Origin of the sequence: Candidatus Methanoperedens sp. (assembly GCA_027460525.1) — an archaeon.
Taxonomy (GTDB): domain Archaea; phylum Halobacteriota; class Methanosarcinia; order Methanosarcinales; family Methanoperedenaceae; genus Methanoperedens.
In genome coordinates this window covers 13281-39687 of the sequence record JAPZAS010000020.1, presented here as the reverse complement: position 1 = coordinate 39687, position 26407 = coordinate 13281, and the positions used below count along the sequence as shown (strand labels likewise).

Annotated in this window: 32 protein-coding genes and 1 pseudogene; 20 read left to right on the top strand and 13 right to left on the bottom strand. The window is 44.1% G+C overall.

Features of this window, described 5'->3' with window-relative positions; all coding sequences use genetic code 11:
- Window positions 1–73 precede the first annotated feature (73 nt).
- From O8C68_07660 to O8C68_07645, 4 genes are read left to right on the top strand one after another with little or no spacing between them, the layout of a single operon-like run.
- On the top strand, window positions 74–391 hold the full coding sequence (locus tag O8C68_07660) for a phasin family protein (protein MCZ7395676.1): 318 nt from the start codon (window positions 74–76) through the stop codon (window positions 389–391).
- Window positions 392–2077, top strand: a complete 1686-nt coding sequence (locus O8C68_07655) for an AarF/ABC1/UbiB kinase family protein (protein MCZ7395675.1) — start codon at window positions 392–394, stop codon at window positions 2075–2077.
- 49 nt (window positions 2078–2126) lie between these two features.
- Entirely contained in the window at window positions 2127–3650 is a 1524-nt protein-coding gene (gene gpmI, locus O8C68_07650) for a 2,3-bisphosphoglycerate-independent phosphoglycerate mutase (protein MCZ7395674.1), read from the top strand.
- A gap of 36 nt (window positions 3651–3686) precedes the next feature.
- Window positions 3687–4802, top strand: a complete 1116-nt coding sequence (locus O8C68_07645) for a hypothetical protein (GenBank protein ID MCZ7395673.1) — start codon at window positions 3687–3689, stop codon at window positions 4800–4802.
- Here the strand turns inward: O8C68_07645 and O8C68_07640 are convergent.
- The gene (locus tag O8C68_07640) at window positions 4792–5490 is read right to left on the bottom strand and encodes a peptidylprolyl isomerase (GenBank protein MCZ7395672.1); all 699 of its coding nucleotides are present in this window, start codon (window positions 5488–5490) and stop codon (window positions 4792–4794) included. The genes O8C68_07645 and O8C68_07640 overlap by 11 nt on opposite strands.
- Window positions 5491–5628: 138 nt before the next feature.
- Here O8C68_07640 and ruvC point away from each other — a divergent pair, with 138 nt between their 5' ends.
- Genes ruvC through ruvB form a run of 3 tightly spaced genes read left to right on the top strand, consistent with a single transcriptional unit; the run spans window position 5629 to window position 7687 of the window.
- Entirely contained in the window at window positions 5629–6099 is a 471-nt protein-coding gene (ruvC, locus tag O8C68_07635) for a crossover junction endodeoxyribonuclease RuvC (GenBank protein MCZ7395671.1), read from the top strand.
- 4 nt (window positions 6100–6103) lie between these two features.
- Window positions 6104–6691 (top strand): Holliday junction branch migration protein RuvA, encoded by a 588-nt coding sequence (gene ruvA / locus O8C68_07630; GenBank protein ID MCZ7395670.1) that lies wholly within the window; start codon window positions 6104–6106, stop codon window positions 6689–6691.
- Between the two features lie 9 nt (window positions 6692–6700).
- Window positions 6701–7687, top strand: a complete 987-nt coding sequence (ruvB, locus tag O8C68_07625; GenBank protein ID MCZ7395669.1) for a Holliday junction branch migration DNA helicase RuvB — start codon at window positions 6701–6703, stop codon at window positions 7685–7687.
- 3 nt (window positions 7688–7690) lie between these two features.
- On the opposite strand, the gene O8C68_07620 is transcribed toward ruvB, so the two are convergent.
- Genes O8C68_07620 through O8C68_07595 form a run of 6 tightly spaced genes read right to left on the bottom strand, consistent with a single transcriptional unit; the run spans window position 7691 to window position 10926 of the window.
- Window positions 7691–8257, bottom strand: coding sequence for a DUF447 family protein (locus O8C68_07620; protein MCZ7395668.1), 567 nt, complete (start codon window positions 8255–8257; stop codon window positions 7691–7693).
- On the bottom strand, window positions 8254–9117 hold the full coding sequence (locus O8C68_07615; protein MCZ7395667.1) for a triphosphoribosyl-dephospho-CoA synthase: 864 nt from the start codon (window positions 9115–9117) through the stop codon (window positions 8254–8256). Before O8C68_07615 ends, O8C68_07620 begins: the two co-directional genes overlap by 4 nt.
- 3 nt (window positions 9118–9120) lie before the next feature.
- Complete coding sequence (locus O8C68_07610; protein ID MCZ7395666.1) at window positions 9121–9558, bottom strand: HEPN domain-containing protein; 438 nt, start codon at window positions 9556–9558, stop codon at window positions 9121–9123.
- Entirely contained in the window at window positions 9555–9974 is a 420-nt protein-coding gene (locus O8C68_07605; protein ID MCZ7395665.1) for a nucleotidyltransferase domain-containing protein, read from the bottom strand. The genes O8C68_07610 and O8C68_07605 overlap by 4 nt, the downstream gene beginning before the upstream one ends.
- Window positions 9975–9987: 13 nt before the next feature.
- On the bottom strand, window positions 9988–10743 hold the full coding sequence (locus O8C68_07600) for a hypothetical protein (protein MCZ7395664.1): 756 nt from the start codon (window positions 10741–10743) through the stop codon (window positions 9988–9990).
- Window positions 10744–10761: 18 nt separating this feature from the next.
- Complete coding sequence (locus O8C68_07595; GenBank protein ID MCZ7395663.1) at window positions 10762–10926, bottom strand: hypothetical protein; 165 nt, start codon at window positions 10924–10926, stop codon at window positions 10762–10764.
- 315 nt (window positions 10927–11241) lie between these two features.
- On the opposite strand from O8C68_07595, the gene O8C68_07590 reads away from it, so the two are divergent.
- Window positions 11242–11682 carry a hypothetical protein gene (locus O8C68_07590; GenBank protein ID MCZ7395662.1) on the top strand — a complete coding sequence of 147 codons (441 nt, stop codon included), beginning with the start codon at window positions 11242–11244 and terminating at the stop codon, window positions 11680–11682.
- A 3-nt stretch (window positions 11683–11685) separates the two neighbouring features.
- On the opposite strand, the gene O8C68_07585 is transcribed toward O8C68_07590, so the two are convergent.
- From O8C68_07585 to O8C68_07575, 3 genes are all read right to left on the bottom strand, one after another.
- On the bottom strand, window positions 11686–13074 hold the full coding sequence (locus O8C68_07585) for an NAD(P)/FAD-dependent oxidoreductase (protein MCZ7395661.1): 1389 nt from the start codon (window positions 13072–13074) through the stop codon (window positions 11686–11688).
- On the bottom strand, window positions 13071–14141 hold the full coding sequence (locus O8C68_07580) for a formate--phosphoribosylaminoimidazolecarboxamide ligase (GenBank protein MCZ7395660.1): 1071 nt from the start codon (window positions 14139–14141) through the stop codon (window positions 13071–13073). The genes O8C68_07585 and O8C68_07580 overlap by 4 nt, the downstream gene beginning before the upstream one ends.
- Before the next feature lie 102 nt (window positions 14142–14243).
- Window positions 14244–14873 carry a class I SAM-dependent methyltransferase gene (locus O8C68_07575; GenBank protein MCZ7395659.1) on the bottom strand — a complete coding sequence of 210 codons (630 nt, stop codon included), beginning with the start codon at window positions 14871–14873 and terminating at the stop codon, window positions 14244–14246.
- A 207-nt stretch (window positions 14874–15080) separates the two neighbouring features.
- Here O8C68_07575 and O8C68_07570 point away from each other — a divergent pair, with 207 nt between their 5' ends.
- From O8C68_07570 to O8C68_07520, 11 genes and pseudogenes are all read left to right on the top strand, one after another.
- Window positions 15081–15479 (top strand): heat-shock protein, encoded by a 399-nt coding sequence (locus O8C68_07570; protein MCZ7395658.1) that lies wholly within the window; start codon window positions 15081–15083, stop codon window positions 15477–15479.
- A 69-nt stretch (window positions 15480–15548) separates the two neighbouring features.
- Window positions 15549–17276, top strand: coding sequence for a DNA mismatch repair endonuclease MutL (mutL, locus tag O8C68_07565; protein ID MCZ7395657.1), 1728 nt, complete (start codon window positions 15549–15551; stop codon window positions 17274–17276).
- A gap of 55 nt (window positions 17277–17331) precedes the next feature.
- Window positions 17332–18342: a hypothetical protein gene (locus O8C68_07560; protein ID MCZ7395656.1), complete on the top strand. Its 1011-nt coding sequence runs from the start codon at window positions 17332–17334 to the stop codon at window positions 18340–18342.
- Window position 18343: 1 nt separating this feature from the next.
- Complete coding sequence (locus tag O8C68_07555; GenBank protein MCZ7395655.1) at window positions 18344–18565, top strand: hypothetical protein; 222 nt, start codon at window positions 18344–18346, stop codon at window positions 18563–18565.
- A gap of 139 nt (window positions 18566–18704) precedes the next feature.
- Entirely contained in the window at window positions 18705–19961 is a 1257-nt protein-coding gene (locus O8C68_07550) for a hypothetical protein (protein ID MCZ7395654.1), read from the top strand.
- Window positions 19962–20062: 101 nt separating this feature from the next.
- Entirely contained in the window at window positions 20063–20422 is a 360-nt protein-coding gene (locus O8C68_07545) for a DsrE family protein (GenBank protein MCZ7395653.1), read from the top strand.
- A 7-nt stretch (window positions 20423–20429) separates the two neighbouring features.
- Entirely contained in the window at window positions 20430–20591 is a 162-nt protein-coding gene (locus O8C68_07540) for a hypothetical protein (protein MCZ7395652.1), read from the top strand.
- A gap of 20 nt (window positions 20592–20611) precedes the next feature.
- Window positions 20612–21775 carry a cysteine desulfurase family protein gene (locus O8C68_07535; protein MCZ7395651.1) on the top strand — a complete coding sequence of 388 codons (1164 nt, stop codon included), beginning with the start codon at window positions 20612–20614 and terminating at the stop codon, window positions 21773–21775.
- Between the two features lie 9 nt (window positions 21776–21784).
- A pseudogene (nifU, locus tag O8C68_07530) lies at window positions 21785–22162 on the top strand (Fe-S cluster assembly scaffold protein NifU).
- Entirely contained in the window at window positions 22151–23119 is a 969-nt protein-coding gene (locus tag O8C68_07525; protein ID MCZ7395650.1) for an NAD(P)/FAD-dependent oxidoreductase, read from the top strand. The pseudogene nifU and the gene O8C68_07525 overlap by 12 nt, the downstream one beginning before the upstream one ends.
- A gap of 24 nt (window positions 23120–23143) precedes the next feature.
- Complete coding sequence (locus O8C68_07520; GenBank protein MCZ7395649.1) at window positions 23144–23575, top strand: flavodoxin domain-containing protein; 432 nt, start codon at window positions 23144–23146, stop codon at window positions 23573–23575.
- Window positions 23576–23730: 155 nt separating this feature from the next.
- Here the strand turns inward: O8C68_07520 and O8C68_07515 are convergent, their stop codons facing one another.
- Together O8C68_07515 and O8C68_07510 are read right to left on the bottom strand one after the other, a co-directional pair.
- On the bottom strand, window positions 23731–24174 hold the full coding sequence (locus tag O8C68_07515; GenBank protein MCZ7395648.1) for a type II toxin-antitoxin system VapC family toxin: 444 nt from the start codon (window positions 24172–24174) through the stop codon (window positions 23731–23733).
- Window positions 24171–24416 carry an AbrB/MazE/SpoVT family DNA-binding domain-containing protein gene (locus tag O8C68_07510; protein ID MCZ7395647.1) on the bottom strand — a complete coding sequence of 82 codons (246 nt, stop codon included), beginning with the start codon at window positions 24414–24416 and terminating at the stop codon, window positions 24171–24173. Before O8C68_07510 ends, O8C68_07515 begins: the two co-directional genes overlap by 4 nt.
- Window positions 24417–24564: 148 nt before the next feature.
- Here O8C68_07510 and O8C68_07505 point away from each other — a divergent pair, with 148 nt between their 5' ends.
- A complete protein-coding gene (locus O8C68_07505; GenBank protein ID MCZ7395646.1) occupies window positions 24565–24936 on the top strand; it encodes a VOC family protein in 372 nt (123 codons plus the stop codon).
- 289 nt (window positions 24937–25225) lie between these two features.
- On the opposite strand, the gene O8C68_07500 is transcribed toward O8C68_07505, so the two are convergent.
- Complete coding sequence (locus O8C68_07500) at window positions 25226–26398, bottom strand: DEAD/DEAH box helicase (GenBank protein ID MCZ7395645.1); 1173 nt, start codon at window positions 26396–26398, stop codon at window positions 25226–25228.
- Between the last annotated feature and the right edge of the window lie 9 nt (window positions 26399–26407).

Sequence of the window (26407 nt, the reverse complement as noted above, 5' to 3'; positions counted from 1 at the left end):
CTGGGCGATATATTAAATCTTGCGCCTGTTTGCATCACGTCAATCAGCGTGGTCGATTAAAGGAGGAATACGAATGTCAGATATGTTAGATATGTTTAAAAAAATGAGTTTATTCAGTATCGGGGTAATTTCCCTGACGCAGGAAAAAATCGAGGAATTCAGCCAGGAAATGGAAAAAAAAGGGGAGATAAGTAAGGATGAAGGAAGAAAATTCGTAAAGGAAGTTTTGTCCCAGAAAGAAAAACAGCTCAAGGATATTGAAGAGAAAATAAATGAGAGGGTAAGAGAGAATATCAAAAAGAGCGGAGTTGTAATGAAAGGCGATATCGAGACTCTTGAGCGGAAAATCGAAAAGCTTGAAAAAACAATCCAATCCATGGCAAAAAAATAAATGCGGCTGTTTGATAAAGAATATGCTTACGTCAAACGATACCGGGAAATCGTTGACGTAATGTTAAAGCATGGCTTCGGATACCTTGTGGATAGGTTCGGTCTTCGTCCTGTCAAATCATTCCGTGAGAAACTGTTCGGGCCAAGACCCCTCAAGGAACGATTGCTCATACTATCCGAGGCTGAAAGGCTGCGCATTGCTCTGGAAGAACTCGGACCCACGTTCATCAAGTTCGGACAGATACTCAGCACCCGCCATGACCTGATTCCTGAGGAATACATACAGGAGCTCTCCAAGCTTCAGGACCGTGCTCCACCTTTTGAATATGCTGAAGCAAAAAAAGTGATTGAAAGGGAATTCGGGAAAAGCATAGAAGAGATATTCCTGTCCTTCAATCCTAAACAGATTGCAACAGCCTCAATCGGCCAGGTCTATCGTGCAAAGCTCCTGGAAGGCGAAGAGGTGGCTGTCAAGGTGATGCGACCCGGCGTGGAAGAAATAATCGAAACCGACCTTGCAATCATGATGAGCCTGGCAAGATTTGCTGAAAAACACATAAAGGAAAGTAAATTTTTTAATCCTGTTGGTTTTGTGGACGAGTTTTCCCGAGTAATCAAGCATGAAATCAATTATACAGATGAAGCACAGAATGCGGACAGGTTTTATGTCAATTTTGCAGGAAGCTCAACTGTAAGAATACCAAAGGTTTACTGGAAATACGCAACAAAACATGTTCTTACGCAGGAATATTCAGATGGTATCAAGGTATCTGATATATCACAAATCGAGGCGGCAGGGCTGGATAAGAAAAAAATCGCAATTGATCTTGCAAATGCATATTTGAAAATGGTATTCGATGACAGTTTTTATCATGCAGACCCTCACCCGGGAAATATTCTGGTATCACGTGAAGGTGTTATTGTATTCCTTGATTTTGGGATGGCAGGACACATCGACCCTGTGCTTCACGAAAACCTTGCCAATATCATGATAGCTATACGAAATAATGATATAGATTTTCTTATAGAAGCCCTCGCAGAAATTGGATTGATCAGCGATGCTGGAAGTGAGAGCCCCGCGCTCAAGATAAAACTTGAAGAACTTTTAAACAAATATTACAGTTTATCTACTAAATTTATCGATCCGACGGCGTTTTTGCGCGACCTGATCGATGTTTTTGTAAAAAGCAGGGGGAAAATCCCAACAAATATAATGCTGCTTTCGAAAACGCTTATCATGAGGGATGAAATAAGCCGCAAACTTGACGCCGAGCATAATTTCGCAGAGCTTACCGAGCCCTATGTTAAAAAGATGATGGAGGAGCGCACCAAAGCTTCGTACATAATGGGAGAGGCAGCAAAAACCGTATGGGATTTTGCCCGTCTGATTAAAGCTTTCCCAAAAAGAGTTAACCATATCATCACAAAAGCAGAAAGAGGGACACTGAGATTTGAACTGGAACACCAGGGTCTTGAAAACTTTATCGAGACACTGGACATAATGAGCAATCGACTCTCTTTTTCCATGATAATCGCTGCCCTGATTGTGGGTTCTTCCCTTATTATCCAGACAAGGATGTCGCCCAGCATCTTTGGCGTTCCTCTGCTCGGGATTATCGGGTTCCTTCTTGCTGGTTTTCTGGGGTTTGGGCTTCTTATTTCGATACTGCGCTCTGGCAAGTGGTAATATCCGTAAACCGATAATTACATACCTCCGAGAAAAGTATTCAAGATGAATGATTAAAAAAAGACCTTTATTATTAATGATACTGGACGGCTATGGTCTGCGTGAGAACGCAGAGGGAAACGCCATAACATCCGCAAAAACACCTAACCTCGATAAACTTTTTTCAGGCTATCCTAATTCCAGGCTTATTGCCTCTGGCATGTCAGTGGGACTACCCCAGGGGCAGATGGGCAACTCAGAGGTCGGGCACCTTAATATAGGCGCCGGAAGGATTGTTTACCAGGATCTGACGCGGATAACAAAATCGATCCGCGAAGGGGATTTTTTCAGCAACAAAACGCTTCTGGATGCTGTAAAAAACGCCAGAAACAATGGTTCATCGCTGCATCTCATGGGTTTGCTTTCAGACGGGGGAGTTCACAGTCACATTTCGCATTTATATGCGCTGCTTGAACTGGCAAAAAAGCAGGGTATTAAAAAGGTATACATCCATGCATTTCTTGACGGCAGGGATGTGCCTCCGAAGAGCGCTTTGAATTATATTAAAGATGCGGAAAAAAAAATGAAAGAACTGGGCGGGGAATTTGCCACAATTTCAGGAAGATATTATGCCATGGACAGGGACAGAAGATGGGAGAGGGTGGAAAAGGTTTACAATGCCATGACAGCAGGGCAGGGTATTACAGCAGAGACTGCGACTTATGCCGTGGAAAATGCATATGTGCGCGGCGAGACGGATGAGTTTGTCGCACCTGTGGTGATTACCAAAAAAGGCAGGCCAGTCGCTCAAATCTCGGATAATGACTCCATAATATTCTTTAATTTTCGCTCAGACCGCGCCCGCGAGATAACCCGCGCCTTCATAGACCCGCAATTCAGGGATTTTAAGCGAGATTTTAATCCGCATACACATTTCGTGTGCCTTACACAGTATGATGAGACATTCAATATGCCTGTCGCCTTCCAACCGGAATCCCTGAAGAATATTCTCGCAGATGTCCTGTCCAAACATCATTTGAAACAGCTTCGAATCGCAGAGACGGAAAAATATGCTCATGTTACATTCTTTTTTAACGGGGGGCGGGAAACGCCAGTAGAAGGCGAGGAAAGGCTCCTGATCCCCTCCCCGAAAGTACCTACTTACGACCTGCAGCCTGAAATGAGCGCTCCTCTCGTGACGGATGAGGTGGTGAAAGCGCTGTCTTCAGGCAAATACGATGCGATAATCCTGAATTATGCCAATCTTGATATGGTTGGGCATACAGGAATATTTGATGCTGCCGTGGCTGCCGTGGAGGCAATCGATGACTGCATCGGCAGGGTATTTGATGCTGTAAAAGCCCGGGAGGGGTTGTTGATAATAACCGCTGACCACGGCAATGCTGAGCAGATGCTGGACGATAGCGTTCCACATACTGCCCATACCTCTTACCCGGTTCCTTTCATTTTCTGTGAGAAGGGCATCAAGCTCAAGGATGGGATACTTGCTGATATAGCCCCTACCCTGCTCGATGTTCTGGGGCTTGAAAAACCGCAAGAGATGACAGGAAAGTCTTTAATAAAACCGCTATAAAATCTTTATATACTTTTCAACCCTATATCCATTTATATGGACTCCACCGGCGATTTAACTATTTTCAACGGCAAACTCACCATACTCGTGGCTTTTGGGCATGGCGGGAAAGTGGACAATAGCCAGTTAAAAAAATTCATAGGTTCAGAGGCGGTTGCGGAAAGATGGAATAAACCCATAGAAGTGGCACATTCTGAAGGTGTGGCTGTTATCGTTGCGGGTAATGAAAAAATAACGTGCAACACAAATATATATACCGATGTTTTTGTCGCAGGCGTATCGCTCCTGCGGACAGAGATCGAAATCAGGGACAGGATATTGTTCAATGATATACTGGTGGCGCTTCATTCAAACACAATTATTGTTGAAGGACTTGATTTTCAGTCGTTCGTCAACAAGAGGATCAACGAGACTCGCGAAAAACTCAATCCTGGCATGACGATTTTTTATTCTCCGGTCACAAAGAGATACACGCTCCTGAAAATTAAAGATTTCACTCCAAAACTTGACCAGAAAAGCCTGAAGGAGCAGTACGGCGAGGTTATCACGCGTTTCCTGTCAGGCGAGACCTCCATACGCGCGCTGCACAGTAAAGAGATTACGGAAAAGCTCGCCAACGACCTCTCTTATTATGATGAGGACCTGTTTCTTGCCTCAACAGAGGGAGTACTCATTCTCGGATGCGAGGATTACTTCAAGGAACTGCGTGAATTGCTTGAACTGGCGATATCGCTTTTGCTTTTATTCCAGATATACGACATGAAGATTGATGTTGAAATCACAAATGCCTTTGACTCCATAACCAAACTGCGCAGTTCAAGGTATTATTTCCTCACTCAGGCGCCCAGGAAACTTGAAAAATCGTTGCTAAAAGTAAGCGAAATCGGGCTTGTAATCCTTGATGATATCGAGGACCTGATGAATCCCCATAAAATAACCTCAGACTGGTACTACCAGTCCGCCTATCAGAAGATGCTGAACACGCTCAGGGTGGGGGAATTCGAGAAAGTGGTGGAGCACAAGATTAATTCGTTGCAAGAGCTATACACCACAGCAAGGGAACTTTCCACACAGCAATTGACCCTCATCCTTGAGGTGGCGATAGTTGTCCTGATTCTGTGGGAAGTGCTCAGACCTGTTATTATGATTTAATTTCACTGGCTGTTTTCGGCTCCAGCACATCTTTGTTGTATCTCTCAAGATACACTATTTCCTTAATATCGGTGTTATCTATAATCTCGCGTGCAATCTGTCTTTTTGACATGAGCCATCGCTGGTTATAGGTCAGTGCCGGTTCAATTTCAACCGTCGCAGTGCCGTCATTTACCTGAATTGAAAAATCCTTCCCGATATACAGACCTAAAAGACCCTTTACCTTACCCTCTATATCCTCTATTTTTTCTTTTATCTCGTAGTCGTATGTGACAGTCTGTCCAGCCAGGAACCTGTTAAAGTCAACCTGCGCCATCCTGCCAATCACCCTGATCACCATGCCCTGGCGACCATCAACCTCCACCATCGTCTCAACCCGAGGTCTTTCCTTGAATTTGGTTATGGGTACGCTCTCGATAAGTTCAGGGTTCCTGTGCCCGAAAGCTTTTTCAGGCGGGACTGTAACTTCACCTTTATAACCCACATCCTTGCCTGTGAAATCCTCATCCAGCCCGGCGATGGTGTGACCCGCGCCCACGATGATAACATCTCCCCCGTATTTTCCTTTTTCGTTATAGATTTTATTGGCTTTTGCCACTTCTTCATCCGTTGTATCAAAAACGCGGCTATCGTCTGCTGTTTTTCCGGTGTATGAAACTCTTATAAAATCTCCTTTCTGGATACTCATAAATTATTCCTGTCCTTTTGCGCTTTTCATGTATCGATGGTATAAAATACTTACTTAACAGGTTCCGGTGAAATATGTAATGCAAAAGAAAGTATTCCTGACCAAAAGGACATAAACGTGAAGCACTTTTTAAACACCATGATTGTCGTCGGAATTGACCCGGGACTTGCAACCGTGGGCTTTGGCGTCATAAGAACTGAGAAAAGCGCCATTACTCCCGTAAGCTATGGTTGTATAAGAACCTCTGCTGAAAAACAAACCCCGCAGCGGCTCCTGGAAATATACACCGAGGTTATCGCACTTTTTGAAAAGTATTCTCCAGAAGCTGTCGCAGTGGAAAAACTCTTTTTCAATAAGAATGTCACAAATGCGATGTCGGTCAGCGAGGCGAGGGGGGTTATCGTTCTTGCGGCGCAGCAAAAGCACATACCTGTATTTGAATATACTCCGCTTCAGGTAAAACAGGCAATCACAGGTTCGGGAAGGGCGGATAAAAAACAGATGCAGGAAATGATTAAGAGGCTTTTAAATTTAAAGGAAATACCAAAACCTGACGATGCTGCAGACGGTCTTTCGATTGCTTTATGCCATATAAATATAATGAGATAATAACATGATTGCACACATATATGGAGAGATTGCGCATCGCGGCGAAGGTTTTGTTGTTATCGATGTCAATGGTATAGGGTATCAGGTCAGTGTCACGAAACCGGCATTGCTGGAGCTTAATCAGAGAGAAAAGGTAAAGATGTACACCTACCTCCATGTCAGGGAGGATGCCCTCAATTTATATGGATTTACCAGTGCAGGCGAGCTTGAGATATTTAAACTCCTGATAAGCGTGACAAGAGTCGGACCCCAGATTGCATTGAACATCCTTTCTCAGATTAGGATAGAGGAGCTTGCTGCCGCAATAATACATGAGGATGAAAAAGTATTGACCCGCATTTCTGGAATCGGTCAGAAAAATGCCAAGCGGTTAATCCTCGAACTCAAGGACAAAATGAAAAAGAAAATGGGGGATTATAAAGCCCCTGCAAGCAATGTCAATTACGATGCTGTGAGCGCTCTTGTTTCCCTTGGATTTGAAATGCGGAGGGCTCAGGAAGCCGTAAACGCCGTATCCGCAGGCATTAAAGAACCCACTGTGGAAGCATTGATTAAAGCTGCGCTTTTGAAAATAAAAGAACGCAAAGAGTAAATAATCGCCATGGAAGAAAGAATCATCACGCCAACTTCCCTGAATGATGAAAAGGAAGATATCACCATCCGCCCCACCAGGCTTTCCGAATTCATAGGGCAGGATGCGCTCAAGGAATCCCTCAAGGTATTCATAGAGGCTTCCAAGAAAAGGGGCGAACCGCTTGACCACATCCTTTTTTCTGGACCACCGGGTCTTGGGAAAACCACGCTGGCGCATATTATCGCACATGAGATGGGCTCTGATATAAAAAGCACCTCGGGTCCAGTGCTTGAGAAGCCTGGCGATCTGGCTGCCATACTTACTGCGCTTAAGAAGGGGGATGTACTCTTTATTGATGAAATCCACCGCATGAATTCCGTTATCGAGGAAATTCTGTACCCGGCGATGGAGGATTACCAGATAGATGTGATGATAGGCGAGGGACCAAGCGCGCGCTCAATAAAACTCACGCTTGAACGTTTTACCCTCATAGGCGCAACCACAAGGGTTGGGCTTCTTGGCTCGCCGTTCAGGGACAGGTTCGGCTTCACGTCGCGGCTCAACCTCTACTCGGTGCAGGAGCTTGTTTCCGTAGTTGGGCGCAGCGCTTCCATCCTGCAAATTCCGATAACGCAGGACGGTTCGCTTGAAATAGCGAAGCGCAGCCGGGGCACGCCGCGCATTGCGAACCGGCTTCTAAGGAGGGCATGGGATTTTGCCCTTGTGAGGGCAGAGGGAGAAATCACGCAGAACGCAGCGGATGATGCGCTGACCATGCTGGGCATTGACAGGCTCGGACTGGATGAGCTTGACAGGAAAATTATTGCTGTAATAGCAGAGGATTTTGGCGGCGGACCTGTTGGCGTTAAGACAATCGCGATATCCGTGGGTGAAGAGGTCAGGACTATCGAAGAGGTTTACGAGCCATACCTTATACAGATAGGATTTATCAAACGAACGCCTCAGGGAAGGGAGACTACGCCTGCGGCTAAGGAACATTTAAGAGTTCATTGATTTTTATCCGATCAGTTCATAGAGCAACTTCATGGCTTCCTTCTCCCGCTCCCCGCCGCATTTTTGGACTATGGTATTGTAATATCCGATGCAATCGAGATATTTCTGTTTTTTTAGCGCTGCATACCGTGTAGCATGAATTGAAGCCTCAATCACTGCGTTGAATCCTCGATTCACGGGCTGGATTTTTCGCTGATTTATTTTTCCTTTGAGAGGCGATAACTCTACAACTGAAATCTTTTTGCCTTTCCTGCATCTGCAATCAAAAAGAATCCATCCCTGCGCGTTCTTCAAAACCGGAAAACCTTCCACGGATTCGAATATTTCAGGTTCGATATCCGAAAGAGAGGACCGAACGAATAAAACAGGGTCGTCCACGATATTTGCTGCCAGCTCTGGCTTGCTTAATATATTGTCCAGCGTCTTTGAGTCATAAATCCTTGCAAAGAGCTTTTCGCCTTTCCTGTGCAGACCCATAGGCGCTGCATTGGGCACTCCCTCAGGCGAGAGGGTCGTGAATATCACTTCCGATATCCCTTCGTATATCCCGAAATCCTCTACATCGATCAAAATCTCATCCCCTCGAACAGCGAGACGAACAATCCTGCGATAATTATATCAGCGGTTGAACCGGGATTGATGCCTTCCCTTAATAATTCTTCATCAAAGGAATGTATTTTACCCCTTATCTTGTCAATATCCCCTTTTTGCATAATTTCTTTTGCCCTCAAAGAAACCTCTTCAGCTTTCTTGCTGTCAAATTTTGTCTGGATGAATGTATCTTTATTGCTGGATAAGAGTTCCATGAAAGTAAGCACCACAGCATCATTAATACTGTATTTTTTAATTTTATCCCTGATCGATGCGGCACACTCAAAGGTTTTCTGGAAACCGTTCACCCATTCCAGAGCGATCATGTCATAGCTGCTTGAAATCTCCATCAGGTTAAAAAGAGTCAGTCTCTGCTGCTTTATTTTGCCAAGAGAATTAGCATCACCGAGGTCGAGGTCGTCAACGGGTTTAACCTTGACTTTTGCTTCGGAAAATGCCCTGTACAGTTCAATTGCATCCTCTTGCGTGGTTTCTCTTACAACTTTCTGAACCTGCGCTTTCAGGCATTTTGTATTTTCACACCTGCCTGCTGCCATCACAAGCGGAATGAGAAGCAAGAATGCGCCGAAATGAGTGTTGCCTCCCTTCTGCCATTTGCTGCTCTCGAGGACTGCTTCGCGGATGAGCGAGCCGGTGCCTGAGCCTGAGCGTGCAGCCTTTTCCAGCACCGGATATACTCCCACAGCGCTTGCAAGGAAGTGCTCGAAGCGCGTGTCTGTGTAGTTATGGTCTCTGTCGATGTTGCCTGGCTTGGGCGTAGCTGAGACTTCGAGGAGCATTGCGAGCTGGGCGCAGCGGGCGATGTGGGATGAGTCCATCGGTTATACCTGAATTTTATAATTTTTCTTCAAAAATGGAATTAATATCTCGAAAACTGTTCGCATCCTTGTTTCACTCATAATAGCATTATCAAGGGTGAATTGCTGGGATGGAATCCATATCGGTTTAACGCTCCAGTCGGGATATCTTGAGATAGCCCAATTTTCTTCAAGGGGTATGACTGCATCTTCAAGTTTAGCCATAGTCGTGTTGTCAATTTTGTCTTTGAACTCATTAAGAAAAAAAGAAAAAATTTCATGTTTATAGATGCCGATTTTACCTTCTGCCGCAAGACATGCTTTCAGTAATTTTTCAATAGACTGTTGAGCATGATATGTTGCGGCGCTGAATTTTTTATTTTCAATAAGTAAAGATACTACATCATAGTCATTGTTTGCTTCAATAAGATAAGCTTTTGCGATGTCCGTGTTCTGCGTCAAGCCACCACTTCCCAGTAATCTGCATGCTTTTGAACTTTAGTTGAAATTTTTTGTTTAAATTGTTCTTTTAATTTGTTAAAGGTACCATCATCGGATAATGTGATGCCGGAATCTAATATATTCAGTATTAGAGGATTATAAGCTTCTAATGCAGCCTTTAGTTCTTCGACAGAACCAACCTTTGGAGAAACCTGACCTACTGTTCGGTAAAGCTTTTTCCTGAGCTCTATTTCAAGGTCTCGGCGTTCCGTCCAGTTTGCGAATTTCCTGTTAAGGATTATAAGGATATCAATGTCGGAATATGTCTGAGCTTTCCCTTTTGCATATGAGCCGAACAGGATTACACTGTGAAGGTCAGATTGAAATATATCCTTTAATTCAGATACTATTTTTTCTGAAAGTTTTTTCGTTACCATTTAATCACTCTTATCACTGCTTAGTAAGGCGGGTATCAACGTTCCCGATAAAAGCTACTGCTGGATATATTTCAAACCTATTATCATACGAAATGGGCTTAATAAGCCTTTCATTAAGTAACCAAAGAGACCTAAAATTCACCTTTTCCTTATTATTTAAATCTGGACTATTTGTAAACAGTTGTTTAAAATCTTTTTGAAAATCCCTCTCTTTTATGTCATCTTCTACTTTATCATCTCGGTAGCCATAATAAAATACAACAGCTTGTAATGCTATTTTAATTAGACCTTTATTAATTGATAAATCCTGACACTCGTCTTTCCTTACACTGTTTAGTTGTTTCAAAGCTACATTGAATTTTTTAGAGATTGCGCTACTGTTTGCCCTTTTATAAGCAAAATAACAATGTTTTAATTCCATTATGAAGAAATAATGTTTATAATTTATCCAATAATCAACATGACCAGAATATTTACCTTTTCCATGAGGTTTTCTATAAACAGGGTGTTCCATAACAAAACTGGGAGTTAAATCTGCAATAGACTGGCAAACAACCGAGTGCAATTGTCTCTCTCTGTAACCAAAAATATGATCATGATCTTTTGTATCCTTCAAGTACTTATCAAAGTAATCAGCAGAGTGTGTAATAATGCCACAAATAAGTTTGTCCAAAAAAACTCTTGAAACTTTAGTTCCATCATCATTTTCTTTAGGATATTGGACGACTACCAATCTGCCACAATTTTTTATAGTTTTATATTTAATCAAATAGTCACCCCACCTTCTTCAATACCCCCTTCCCGCAATCACTCCCGTCGCCGCCGCCTTCACGATATCCCTCGAAAGCCCCGCGCCGTCGCTAGCCAGCATAGATATAGGAAGTTCGATTGCTTCTTTAATGTTTTCGAGGGTTTCATCCTTTTCTTTTTCTAGCAGCATTTTGAAGTTCATACTTATCATCTAACAATTTTGTTATATAACATTTCTGTTATATTAGGCATTGGGATTATCACGGTATTAGCATTAAGGAGAAGGTAAAACTTCTCCATCATCTTTTTATATATTCGATGCATTGTTAAAATTAACAGGTGATTTGTGTGCCATTGAAAGAATTTAGCCGATATCTGGAAGGCAAAAATTTTGATGAAATCCTCCATAAAGGTAAAAAAGAGAGTTATGAGCTCATGCTTGCGCAGGGAGTGGCTCCTGTTGCATTGTTTATCTCCAAACTCATGATCGAAGCAATACAGCGGGAAGAAAGCAAGCATGCACTATCTGGACACTTCCGTGCTGTTAGTCTACACACTTGCCGAGGATGTCGAAAAAGAGCGATATAGGCACGTTTCGGCACTTTTTAAACTTATAAATGCCGGCAAAATAAAAGCCATAACTTCCTTTTATGCGCTGCATGAGTTGTTCATAATCGCTTTACAGAATGCACCTGACCTTGAAACCGGTTCTATATTCGGAAAAGAGGCATTGAGTAAGATACTGGAGACAAAGATAATCCTTGCGCCGCTGCTGAAAAGAGAGGACAGGATACTTCATTCAGAAACATTCTCAAAACTGAATGACGCATCAGACATACCTCATGCAATTTCAGCGCTTGTTTATAACTGTGAGGACATTGTTGCATACGATGATCATTTTAAAGCCACCAGCGATGTAATTCCTTATTTAATGCCAGAAGAAGTGATTAAAGAATAGATTTTATCCACTTTTCTTCAATATCCCCCTTCCCGCAATCACCCCGGTCGCCGCCGCATTCACGATATCCCTCGAAAGACCCGCGCCGTCCCCTGCCGCGAAAAGGTTCTTAATCGAGGTCTCCATGTTCTTATCCACCAGAACCTGCATGGAATAGAACTTCACCTCTGGCGCATATAAAAGCGTTGAGTCCGCAGCCACGCCCGGGATTATCTCATTCAATACCTCAAGCCCTTCCTTTATGTCAGTGACGATTCTATGGGGCAGCGCCATGGAAATATCCCCGGGCGTCACGTCCTTTAACGTATTAACCACAACATTCTTCTTGAGCCTTTTTTCAGTGCTGCGCCGTCCCCTGCGAAGGTCGCCCATCCTCTGCAATACAGGTCTTCCTCCGCCTATCGTTGTTGCAAGTTTGGCAATGCTTCTTCCATACTTTATGGTGTTCTCCAGCGGCTCGGTAAGCTCCACCCTCACAATAAAAGCAAAATTCGTGTTCTCAGACTCCATGTTCCTCATGGAATGACCATTCGTGGCAATGAAATCCTCGTACTCCTCCTTGACCACGAAACCATGCTCGTTTGTGCAAAAGGTTCTCACAAAATCATCGTATGTCTTCGTCTGGATATGGAATTTCGGGTCGCGGTTTATCTTTGTAATCGGGTCCATAATGATTGCAGGCACTTCAACCCTCACGCCAACATCGATAGGCGCGTATTTTGCCGCTATCTTGTGTTTCTTCACAACCTCGTCAATCCACGCGGCGCCAATCCTTCCAGGTGCGATAATCGTAAAACGGGAGCGCATCTCCGTTCCGTCCTGCAACATTACACCGGCACAGGTATCGTTCTCGATAATAAGGTCTGCCACCTTGGTTTCAAGCAGGAATTCAATGCCTCTCTCCTTCAGATCCTTCTCAAAGTTCTCGATAACCAAAGGTGCATTATCCGAACCGATATGCCTCTGGATTATTTCAATAAACCTCGCTCCCACAGCAGCAGCACGGCGTTTCAACTGCTCCACCTCATCTCCTTTGGGTACATAAAGCTGCTCCGGCGCCCCGTATCTCACGAATACCTTATCCACATGGTCAACAAGCTGCCATGCATACTCAGGGTCTCCTGTCTGCTCAGCAAGGTCTCCACCGATATCAGGGCGAAGGTTAAGGGTGCCGTCAGAAAAAGTCCCGGCTCCGCCTACTCCGCACATGATATCGCAGGGGTCGCAGTGCATGCAGATGCTGTGCAGGTTCATCTTGCACTCGCGCTTATCAATATCCCTTCCCTTATCAATAATAAGCACGTCCATTCTGCCTGCAAGTTCATCTGCCGCGAACATGCCCGCAGGTCCTGCCCCCACTATAATCACATCATATTCTTTCTTTTTCGTCATGATATTACCTCTGAAAGCCGATTCGAATCCCGCGCATTCTTGATTTCCCTGGCGATACGCCTTCCTGTTGAGAGTTTTTCATCCACCAGATCCGAATACGGTGAACCTGAAATGAACAGATTGGTTCCAGCCACGATGCGCGCTGAAATCTCAAACACTTTCAACTCAAGTGAGTCGGTTACTACTGCTTCAAGACAGAATGGTCCTATCATGCCTCCAAACAACTCAAGTGATTTCTCAACTACCTGCTCCCCCATCTCGAATATCCTGGGGAGCAGTGATTCCCTTACTATGAGAGGCTGGTTGCCAGTTACCACAAACGTGGGATAAATACCTGCCCCGGCTAACTCCGTCGGTGAGCCAATCCTGAAAATCTCATCCGCATTCGATTCCACGCGCCTGTCAATGCCCAGGAGTTCAAGAGCCCCCTTACTCAATTTGTAGCCTTCCTGCTTGATAGGTGAATAAAAATAATGCATGTAATAGCGTGTTCCAAGAACGAATTCCTGTATGGTGTATTTTTCTTTGGTATTAATCCTTTTCTGGAAGTCTGAATAATTCTTCACAACAAAGAAACCCATCCCGCCTTTTGCACCGTAATACTTTACCATCATGGGCGAATCGATATCCTCGGGGTTCTTTATCTGGCGCGGCATTTTTATGCCCGCGGACTCAAGCCATTCCCGGCTCATCTCCCTGTCTGATTCCCATTCAAGCACGCGGCGGTTGCCGAATGTGGGAAGGCGAAGCTTCTGGAAATTTGTGGCTCCGAGGTACTCCACAAAAGAGCCGTGAGGTATCAGTATGGCGTTTTTCTTTGCAAGTTCGCTTGATTTTGAGAGGATTTCCCTGTAATCTTTCACAACGAAGAATTCATCAGGTTTTGCCTTCGGGAAAGCATCATAGAATTTTGGCGGCGCACCCAGGCATATCCCGATTGTCTTGAAGCCCTCTTTTCTTGCCCCGTCGAAAATCTGAAGGCTGCTGTGCGAACATACCGTGGCGATAGCTAGATTATCCTTATCGTAACCCTCTAAAATCTCAAGTATCTCCAGCTCTGCGACCATTATGCACCTGTGTAGTGCAACACTTATATATTTTACTGGGTTAATTAATCTTGTGGAAAGGTTTCGTGGTAAGCTTTCCTCTACAAATACGATAAATCTGACTTAATTTTTTTGAAATAAGGCATATATATATGGTCTTGGCTCGCCCGAAGGCATATAATGTGTATAATCAAAATATTCAAGCAGGCTAAAATCCGCTCCTAAGAATTTTGCCAGTATGTTCTGGTCATAATTTTTAACATCCAAACCGCTGCATTTTTTTGCGCCCTCTAACGAAAAGGCAGCGATAATAACATAACCACCTTTTTTAATCACTTTCTTTAGCGTAGATAAATACATGTATTGCTGGTCATCTTTTAATAAAAAATGTAATACTGCCCTGTCATGCCACACAGCAATATCTCTTAGATCCTGGATATGAATTGGCTGGGTAATATCATCTACCATCCATCTTACCAGGGAGGCTTTTTCTTTACCCAATCTTTCTTTTAGCTTGTTCAAAGCTATTTCACTTATGTCGGTAGCAATGATATTACTGAATCCCTGGTTAATGAGATAATCAACAAATGTTGATGCACCTGCCCCCACATCTAATATAGATTCGTCTTTATTAATATGACATTTAGATAGTAATTTTATAGAAGGCTCAGGGATTTCTTCGTACCATGTCAGCTCATCTACATCTAATGCCGCATAAATTTCATTCCAGTGCTCTTTCATTGAGTCATTCATAATCGTTCTTGATAATTTATGCCTCACATAAATAACAGTTATCCTTCAATCAGGAATTTGTAGAGTCATGAAAGTTTTGTTAATTTTACAACTTTATTTCGTTTTCCTATGCCGAATGGATGATATATAAAGTCAAAGATTTCGGGACTCACATATGTGAAAGCCATCCAATTGTTTAAATACTTTTAATCATATTTTGGTTCAGGGATGGAAATCAAACTAGGATCCAACGACTTCGTGAAAATACTTGCGATAGTAGCCGGAATGGCTTTTATCATGATTTCGGTAGCGTATGGGATAACGTATATAATAGCAGAAGGGGTCTCCCCAATCCCGCCGTATCTTATCCTGTTTATATTCGCCGTCGGCTTTGTTCTGGCTTCGGTGTTCTTTGAAAAACGGGGTGCAATGTATCCCTGGTCGCTTGTGGGCGGTGCAATCGCATCGGCAATTTCAGCGTTTATAATTACAGCTTCCATCGGCGGAATAAAATACATCTGGGAAAAAGGACTTGGGGGTCTGAGTACGGATACGGCTTTTTATGCCCTTTCGATAAGCATAATCCTGAGCATGGTTTTACTCAATCTTGCGAGACACAAGCTTTAACAGTGAAGACCTTTCTGGATTACAGTACGCGAAAGAATGAATAATCAGGAAGAGCATTATAACGATAATATGGGAAAAATCCACGTACTCGATGATGCGACAATAAACAAGATTGCGGCCGGCGAAGTGATAGAACGCCCCTCCTCTGTCGTCAAGGAACTTATCGAGAACTCCATTGATGCCAATGCTTCCGACATTAGGGTTGAAGTTATCAAGAGCGGAAAGAAGCTGATAAGAGTAACCGATAACGGGTGCGGGATGGGTAAGGAGGATGCTGCGCTTTCATTCATGAAGCATGCCACAAGCAAGATTGGCAAAATTGACGATCTCGAAACTGTGAGAACAATGGGGTTTCGAGGCGAGGCGTTATCCTCCATTTCTGCCGTAGCCAAGGTAGAAATAATCACGAAAACAAGAGAAGAGTTATCAGGAACAAAGGTAACGGTTCATGGCGGAAAATTGATGGGCACAGGCGAAGCAGGAGCTGCAGACGGAACTGCAGTCACAGTCGAAGAGCTTTTTTACAATACCCCGGCAAGAAAAAAATATCTCAAATCTGACAGCACCGAACTTGCGCACATAATTGATGTTGTGACAAGAAATGCACTCGGACATAACAATATATCTTTCACTTTACTTCATAACGGGGCGGAGATATTGCGCTCACCCGCCTCGGAACTTCAGGACACAATAATCCACATCTACGGCAACGAAGTGGCAAGGGCGATGCTTCCTGTTTATTTCGAATCAAGCCTTGCAAAGGTAACAGGATTCGTATCAAAACCTTCCCTGACGAGGGGCAGCCTGTACTTCCAGAATTTTTACATCAATGACAGGAGCATCGGTTCCAGGGCTATAAGCTTTGCTTTGAGGGACGGGTATGGCTCACTCATTCCCAGAGGGCGTTTTCCCATAGCGATTTTAAAGATATACGTGGACACTAAGGAAGTGGACGTCAATGTACATCCCACAAAAAACCAGGTTCGCCTGAGCCATGAGAGGGAAATATGCGATTCGGTTGCCCATGCTGTTAAAATTGCCCTGTCGCAAAAGAATCTTATTCCTGATGTTGGTAATACAAAAAAACAATCGCAGCTTTACGAAAACGCCCAGGAAATACCTCTTGTGAGGGAAACGGGCACAGGATTCAAAGTTTCTATTAAAGATACAGAGAGAAGACTCAGGCAAACAGAACGATTTGCCGATGAGAAAAATAAAAAAATGGAATTGCCGCAGGTTAAGGTTCTCGGGCAGGTGGGCAGCTTATATATTATTGCCGAAACCAGCGATGGACTGATGATAATAGACCAGCATGCGGCCCATGAGCGCATATTCTACGAACAGGTGCGTGAATCGAGGCGCAGCGATTCCCAGGAGCTAATAGTTCCCATTAACCTTGAACTTGATTCCAGGGAGAAGGTCTTGATTAAGGAATGCGTCCCCTATCTTGAAGAGTTTGGCTTCAGGATATCAGAATTCGGACCAGATGCTTTTGCGGTCACGGCAGTACCCGATGTGCTCGGAAGGCTTGAAGACCCAGAGCTGGTGCACGACATAATAACAGACATCCTTTCTGAGGAGAGGATAAAGGATGAGACAGGGCTCTTTGAGCGTGTTACTAAAAGTATCGCATGCAGAAGCGCGGTCAAGGCAGGGGCGCAATGTTCCCAATCGCAGATGGAAGGGCTCATAGCACAGCTTTTCCTGACGGAGAACCCGTATACCTGTCCTCACGGCAGACCAACCATGGTTTCTTTTAACAGGCAGGAACTTGACAAGATGTTCAAGAGAAGTTGATTGAAAACATTTGGTAAAGTTTATAAGTGACTATAATCATTTACAGGATGGGATTATGAAACCAGGGTATCTGCTCACTATTATATTGGCTTCTGTGTTGATTCTGTCCTTTGGCATTGTTTTTCTAAAAGGCGATGTTCTTCAGCCTGAGCCTGATTACAAGCCGCCATCGTCCCTTTCAATCCGGGAAGTGGATGTCAAACCTGTTGAAGTGACCAGTTCCACGATAGAAGTGAATATTACTGCGTATGTAAACCATGCCGGGGGTAAAACAGAGAACGCAACCATGCTCATAAGAGCTATAAGCAGCGATACAAGACTGCTGGAGACTCAGGTTTCTGCGCCGATACCCGACACTGATTCGGACCTGGAAAAAACGCTTGCTGTTTCAACGAATTTAACGGTGGAAAGAAACGGCGGCTATGACCTGAATATCCTGCTTTTTGATAACGGAAGTATAAGCGACAGCGGCTCGGTGAGCATCCGCGGCTTGAATGCGCTTACGCCGGAATCAAAGCGCAGCGGAGTGGTTCTGAGCAATATCGATTTTACTGTCAGCAATGTATCGGCAGGCAGGGTTTCCATCAAATCCGACATCTACCTTGAAAATAAAGGTCAGGATGCTTCGGAAAACCTCAAAATGATCGTCAAGGCACGGGAGGCGGCTTCCAACCTGCTTGCGGATAAAACAGGTACTGATACCGGTGTTATTGCAAGCGAGGCTACAGCGGTTAAAAGCGTGCAACTGGTTGTGCCGGACGGGTACAATTACATGGTGGTGGTGGAGCTCTGGAGAGGGGATACCATGATAAACAGCTGGGAGAAGCCTGTGCTTCTTGCGCCTACGAAGACAGTTCCCAAGGAAAGCACGGAGAAAAATGTGAACATCGAGGTTTCAAAGTTCGTGCGCGAAGCAGGAGTGCAGGGCATACAACCGGGCATGGTATATCCAATGGCAACTGCAATACCTGCTGCGTACGCAGGAGCGCCCAAAACGCCTGGATTTGAGACATTCGCTGCTGTATCAGCGCTCTTAATTGTATTTGTATTGAGAAGGAGGTTGTAAAATGGTCAGTCGTGAGAAATTGGAGGATTATTTTTACCTGGGAATTTTCCTTATAGCCATGTTATTTGCGTTAATATCCGTATTCGGTCTTTATTACGCAATCAACACGCTCATATCAACCTGGTTTTCATACAGGTACCAGCCCATATTCAATGCGCTTTTCAGCCTGGCAATTCTGGCCATCAGCATTTATCTGATAAGAGAGAGACTGATAAAAAGATAGAAGCAGCTTAAACTTTTTTGCATATTTTTGTCGTTATTGTAGTTTCCATCAACATTGATATACCCATGCGTAAATATATCTCTTAGATTTTAGAAAACCAGAACACTCGTTACGAAAACTTTAACATGAAGGGTTCAACTTGAAATGGATTGACAGGCTCTTTGGACAAAAAGAAGAATCTCCATCCCAGATAAAATTTGAGGAGCTTCCAGAATGGCTTGCTGTAAAGTCAAAAAAAATATCCTCTGAAATCAGCAAAAATGCCTCTTCTCGCTACTTCGAGATCCAGGGTGCCCTCGAGGAGATAAAAGAGAGCACTGCTTTACTTGAAGAGGCACAGCCTGAGGGAAGATTCCATCTCAAAATGGTGAAGATTGCCACAAGCAACCGGGATAACATGGCACGGCAGGTAAGAATGCTTCTGGAGAATATAACCATCCCGCAGGCTTCTGACATCAAAAGCATAGTGGTTTTTCATGAAAACGCAATGCAAACCCTGACCGTATGTCTTGAGAACATGATGAAGAGTTATCAGTATACCAAATTGCTGTTTATCGAAGAATCAAAAAACGTCATAGCAGATGTGAATGCGCTTGGAAGACTTCTTAATCAATTGATCGAACCCATAAACGATCAAAAAAATGTGCTGGATGCTTTTGAAAATGCCAGAGGCTTGATACATAATATAAAAAATATGACCTCGGATATCGAGCTCAGGGAAAAAGTAATAAAAGAAAACCAGGAAAAAATTAGTCTTTTGAAAAATGAGATTGAAGAGAAACAAAAAGCTCTTTCCCTCCTTAAGGAAAACGACTCCTGGAGACAGTATACAAATTTAAGGAGCGAGCTTATGTTGCTTGAAAACAATGCAAAAAAAGTAGAATCCGAAATCAGGGGTATTATTTCCCCTCTGAACAAAGCCCTGGGCAGGCTCAAGCAGTTGAGCGACAGCGGGCGGTACACCCTAAAACCACAGGACAAAGAAGGTTTGAATTTTTGCATATCCGACCCGGTAAAGGTAGTTCCTGATTTCTTTATTGAATTTCAAAAAATCGTTGGAAGTGGTGTCCTGAACCTGACGCCTGAAAAAAACAATAAAATCCTGGAAGAAACAAGTCTTGTAATACCATCTCTTGGGAAATACAAAAATGAATATCAGCTGCTTGTCCTGGATATCGGAAGGAAAAAAGATGAGATATCCAAATTGAACGCAGCCCATGAAGAAGCACACCTGACCAGGGTAAGTGCAGATTTGCATGAGAAACTTACTGCTCTTGAAAAGGAACTTGGAGCATCACAAGAGCGTCTTGCATCCCTTAAACATAATATTGAATTGAAAAGGCATGAATTACAGCAGTGCATATCTGTCATCGATGCCAGAGTGAAGATATCCTGACTTTGATGAACCCAAAGAATATAACTCTTTTTTAGACGGGTTCATCCAACATGGAAAAGTGTATGTATTATTAACCCTAATAGAATAGTGGGAGAATAACCATGCCAAACATGCTATATGTCCAGACCAGCGGAATCGATACCCCGGAGCGTCTGTATTCACCTTTTATCCTTGCCCAGACCGCAAAAGCAATGGGGATAGACGCAACAATATATTTTCTCGGAATGGGAATAACAGTGGTGAAAAAAGGGAATGCAGCGAAGATAAAGATGGGAAGTTTTCCGTCCTTAAAAGAAGTCATGGACGAGGCGGTAAAAGCAGGAGTAAAACTCATGGTATGCGAGCAGAGCTGCCAGCTCATAAACCTTGCAAAGGGAGATTTCGTTCCAGCGGCTGAAATTGTTGGGGCTGCCACGCTCAATGATCTAGTGCTTGAAGCGGACGGAACGATGTGGTTTTAGGGGAAGTATGAAAATCCAGTGGAAATGTTCGTTATGCGGCTATCAGTTCGAGGGGGAGGCGACACCACCAGGCAGGTGTCCATCATGTAAAGAGGCTTGCGCTTTTATCGATGCGACCTGCTACATACCTGAATGCGAAGGTCCAGAGGGAAGAGATAGACGGATATAATGTTAAAACAAGGTGAAAAAATGAGACAGGCTTACATGGATTACGGTGCAGCCTCGCCAGTTGATGCGCGAGTGCTTGAAGCCATGATGCCATATTTTGATAAAGATGTTGGGAATCCCTCTTCCCTTCATTCTGCAGGAAGAAAAGCCAAACGGGAGCTTGAGAGCGCACGTCTAAAAGTTGCAAACCTGATTGGCGCGCCGAATCCGAAAAGCATCACATTCACTTCCTGCGCCACTGAATCTAACAATCTTGCCCTGCGTGGTGCTGCTATGCGGTATAAGGATAAAGGGAATCATATAATAACCACTTCCGTGGAACACATGTCTGTGATGAATCCCCTGAAAGATTTGCAGAGAAGCGGGTTTGAGGTCACGCATATTCCTGTGGATAAAGATGGGCTGGTAAGTGCCGAGAAAATAAAGAATGCGATTACGGACAAAACTATACTTATGTCCGTGATGTACGCCAATGGAGAAGTGGGAACGGTGCACCCCATAAAAGAAATAGGCGAGATCGCAAGAGATAAGAAGATACTGTTCCATGTGGATGGGACGGCTGCAGTTGGCAAGGTGCCTGTCAATGTCGAAGATGAAAACATCGACCTTCTGACTATATCTTCCAATGATATGTACGGTCCAAAAGGCGCTGGGGCGCTCTATATCAAACAGGATGTAAGGCTCATGCCTTTCATGCTTGGCGGAGGGCAGGAATCCGGCATGAGAAGCGGCTCCGAGAATATCTCCGGCATAGTGGGGATGGGGAAAGCTTCGGAACTTGCCCAGAAGGAAATGGTCGATGAAGGCGCACGGCTCATAAAGATGCGGGACAGGCTGATAGATAATATCCTGAAAATGGAGTATACTTACCTCACAGGTCACAGGACAAAGAGGCTTCCCAACAATGCAAGTTTTAGATTCAGTTTCATCGAAGGCGAGAGCATCATATTGCAGCTCAACGACCTGGGAATAACAGCAAGCACGGGTTCGGCATGTTCCACGAAAACGCTTGAGCCGTCGCATGTGCTTATTGCTTTGGGATTGAGGCATGAGGAAGCACACGGTTCACTTCTGCTCACGCTCGGCAAATCGAACACGGAAGAGGATGTTGACTATGTCATAGACTCAGTACCTAAAATAGTAGCTAAACTCAGGGCATTATCGCCGCTTTATCATGAGAAATAGGTGAAATAAATGGAAGAACAATTCGAATATTCAGAAAAGGTAATGGATCATTTCAGGAACCCGCGGAATGTGGGTGAGATCAAAGATGCGGACGGAGTGGGAAGAGTCGGGAATCCCGTATGCGGGGATTTGATGGAGATCCAGATAAAAGTCGAGAATAATATCCTGAAGGATGTGAAATTCAAGACGTTCGGCTGCGGCTCTGCGATTGCTACGAGCAGCATGATCACAGAAATGGCGATTGGAAAAACGCTTGAAGAAGCGCTCAAGATCACCCGCGGCGATGTTGCGGCCGAGCTTGACGGTCTTCCCCCTATCAAAATGCACTGCTCTAACCTTGCTGCGGATGCCCTTCACGCTGCCATACAGAATTACATGAGCAAAAAAGAAGAGCACGCAAAGATTGAGGCAGAGAAATACGATTTTGACGTGATCGTTGTGGGAGGGGGCCCGGGCGGGCTGACTACCGGCATATTGTGCGCCTACAGGGGCCTTAAAACTGCCATCTTCGAGGCTTCAAACTGGGGGGGCATTCTTTCATGGCTATGCCCTAACAAGATGATCGAGAACTTCCCAGGGCTTTGTGAGAAATCAACATGCCAGGACCTTGTCAACCAGTGGGTGAATGAAGCCAAGAAATTGAAAGTGGAATTAAAAAAGGAACGTGTGAATGAGATCACCCAGGACAGGAAGATCATTGCGGAAAGCGGAGAATACAAAGGGAAGATAATTGTTCTCGCCACGGGCAGCTCCCCTGCCGCCGGAGGCGTCAAGGGTGAAGAGAAATTCAGCAAGAACGAACGGGGAGTATATTATTATGTCACGAATCCTGAGAAATTAACAGGAAAGCGCGTTCTCATCGTGGGCGGGGGCAATTCAGCCGTTGATGCAGCTTTGAGTTTGGCAGATACTGCCGACCTCATTACTATAGCGCACAGGAAAGACGAGTTAAGGGCAGAGCCCTACAAGATCGAGCGCATGAAATCGATCGATAAAATCAAGGTTTTGTACAATACCGAGGTTCTGGAAATCACAGGAACAGACAAGGTCGAAAAAGTCATCATGAAAGACCTGAAGGAAGATGAAACCATCCAGCAGGTCGTGGATGCAGTTGTGCTGGCAGTGGGCATGACACCGAATACTGAGATATTCAAGAAGCTCGGACTTGAGATGGATGAGAAAGGATACCTGAAGACCGACAAAACCCAGAAAACAAATATCGATGGGGTATATGCAGTCGGAGACGTCGCCTCTGATTTGCAGCTCGTTGTGGTAGCGGTGGCGCACGGTGCAACTGTGGCGCACAATGCGTATATTGAATTGAGGAAACCTTATTGGAGATGAGATTGGAACAAACGGGGAATAAATATGGCGAAAGTGGCAATAATATACGATTCTGCAACGCATAATACCGAGATGATGGCAAAAGCGATAGCAGACGGAATAAAGTCAGAAAAAGTGGATGTGAAACTCTCGCATGTCCATGAGGCAAAGATTGAGGATATCAAGAATGTTGACGGTGTGGTTCTCGGTTCGGGTACTTATCATCATGAAATAATGCCAGCCCTTGAGGTGTTAATTGACCAGGCAAAGGATGTGGACCTCAAAGGAAAAGTTGGGGCAGCCTTCTGTTCCTATGGCTGGTCTGCGGAAGTGGTGGACCTGATCACGAACAGGTTGAAAGGTTACGGCATGGAGACTTTAGAAGGGCTTCTGATACATGAAAAACCTGATGAAGCAGGGTTGGAGAAGTGCAGGGAGTTTGGGAAACGAATTGCGATGAAGGTGAAAGGGCGTTAGAAAGAAACCGCAGATAAAGGCGCCCGCATATCAACATATTTTCCCACATTTTCCATTAAATTCTGATATAGTCTATCAAGCTAATCAAGTTTCAATCCAAATCTTTTGACTCTCTTTCAACCATTTTCCTTGTTGTTTGCTGTACTGTCCAATTATTAAATATATGACCGCGTAATAATTTCCACGGGCGTCATTACAGCTTTGTTTATATCATAATCAGATGGGTTCCATGTAACAAGAGCATCGCTGTACTGTTCGGCATGCGCTCCAATAATAAAGTCAGGCAATATACGTTTTAACGACCGTTTATTTTTTAACAGGTTTATTGCATAGAGCTCACCTGCTTTTTTTGCGGTTTTTGCGGTTGTACATTTTACCTCGATGTTATTCACGGCTAAGAAGCGCTGCAGACGCTTTTCTTCATTTGCCGAATCGTTTGATAGATAAACCCCGGTATAAAGTTCGGCATATACAATATCTGCAATGTATATCTCATGTCCTGCATGTTTTACCCATGCAAAAAAGCTGTCTGTATCATTTGAAAATTTGTCTCCTTTGAAATGGCTTATGATCACATTTGTGTCCAGCGAATATTTCATTTCTTCCCACGCATCCAGTTCACTATTTCAACCGCATCCTCCATTTCTTTAAACACGGGATGTTTGCGCCATGCGCCTTTTGTCTCTTTCATGACTTTATCCCAGTTCTGATCGATTTTTTCTACCTGGATTTTTCCGCGCTTATATGAAATATCCAGGACATCGCCTACTGCAATCCTGGCTTTTTTACGGATTTCTTCTGGAATTGTAATTTGATGCCTCCGTGCAACTTTTGTTTTCATTCAAAATCACCAATAATCCTATTGGATAAATAGGAATATATAGTTATTCGGCTTTCACCCTCTTCCTCCCGGTCAGCAGCTCGTACACTTTAATACCCATACCAACAATTATTAATCCTGAAATACATAATAAATTGAGGAGTTAGTAATGCCAACAATTGTTCATTTTGACCTGCCTGTAGATGATCTGGAGAGAGCGAAGAAATTCTACGAAAAGCTGTTCGACTGGAAATTCAATCAGGTGCCGATGCCAACACCCTTCTACTTTATCGAGACAAAAGATTTGAATGGGAACCCTGCAGTAGGAGGCGGGATGGGAAAAAGAAGATTGCCTTCGCAGAATATTATGAACTACATCGGCGTATCCTCTGTTGAAGAATACATTGTAAAGGTAAAGAAGCTGGGTGGTAATATCATCACGCCCAAAACGGCAGTGCCTCGCTGGGGTTATCTTGCGATATGTGTTGATACGGAAAATAATACATTCGGCCTCTGGGAAGAAGACAGGAACGCAAAGTAATATTCATATTCCGCCATTCTCCCTTCAAGCACAATGAATGTCAATGTATCAGAGTTACCGTTTTTTCCATTTATCTGGTAACATCTGCGGTTAATTGTTTGATTCAAGCCCCTCCTGTTCGGAGAACTGCAGGCATTGGGTTCGGAGGGAGCCTGATGCGAATTCTCCACTCGAATATTGCTGCTCTCCCATTTACATCCAGAGTGTCCCAACTTTATTGTCGCGCTAACATCCCGCAAGCAGGCTTTCAGAGCAGTCCGCTTCTGCCTTCAGCGCCAGTAATATTAACCTAATACAACCGTCTGCGCCTGTTACGCTGCTGCCCTTTTTTAACAATAGGCTTATTCATATTAGGCCTGTTCATCCTTCTTTCAGGCTGTCTAATAACGACCTTCTCAAAAGCAGGCACTGTCTCTTCCTTTATATCCACATCATTTTCCTTTAAGACGGCTGAAAAATTATCATAATCCTTGCTTGAAAGGATATTTATCGCCTTTCCTTCCGCTCCCGCTCTTGCAGTCCTTCCTATCCTGTGGATATACTGCTTGCTCTCCCGGGGAATATCGTAATTATAAACATGCGAAACACCCTGGATATCGAGCCCCCTTGCAGCCACATCCGTGCATACAAGGATGCAGGATTTCCCGGAATGGAATCTATCCATGACATTGTTACGTTTTCCCTGCGGCAATCCTCCATGAATGGCCATTGCATCTATATTTGCAAATCTCAAGTTCTTTGCAACTTTGTCGGTATTTCTCTTGGTATTGCAAAAAACCATGACAAGGCGTGAGTTTTCATGCTTCAGAAGATGCACCAGCAAATTAAATTTTAAATCTTCTCCAACATCATAATAAGTCTGAACCAGTTTCTTGGGGTCAACATAAGAATCCACCGAAACCTGAAGCGGTTTTTTCATGTGCTTCTGGGAAAGCCTGACAACATCCTTTGTGATCGTTGCCGAGAAAAGAAGAGTCTGCCTCTCTTGCGGGCATTTTCTGATTATTCTCTCCACGTCATCCTTGAAGCCCATATCGAACATCCGGTCTGCTTCATCAAGCACAAGGGTTTTTACATTGCCAAATTTAATAGTATTTCTCTGGATATGATCAAGTATCCTGCCCGGTGTTCCTACCACAACATCTGCAGTCCGCAAACCCTGGATTTGCGGATTGATCCCCACGCCCCCGTAGACCGCAATGATTCCCAGAGGTTTGTACTTTGAGAATTTCGACAGAGCCTTTGAGACCTGCTCAGCCAGTTCTCTTGTGGGAGTCAGTACCAGAGCCTGGATGCCTTTTCCCCGCTCTGAACTCTTTATTATACCGGAAGCAAATGCAAGCGTCTTTCCGGAACCTGTTGCGGACCCGGCTATAACGTCTCTCCCTGCAAGTATCAAAGGGATGGATTTTTCCTGTATTTCACTCGGGTTTTCGAATTTCTCATCATTTATTGATTTCAAAACGGGCTC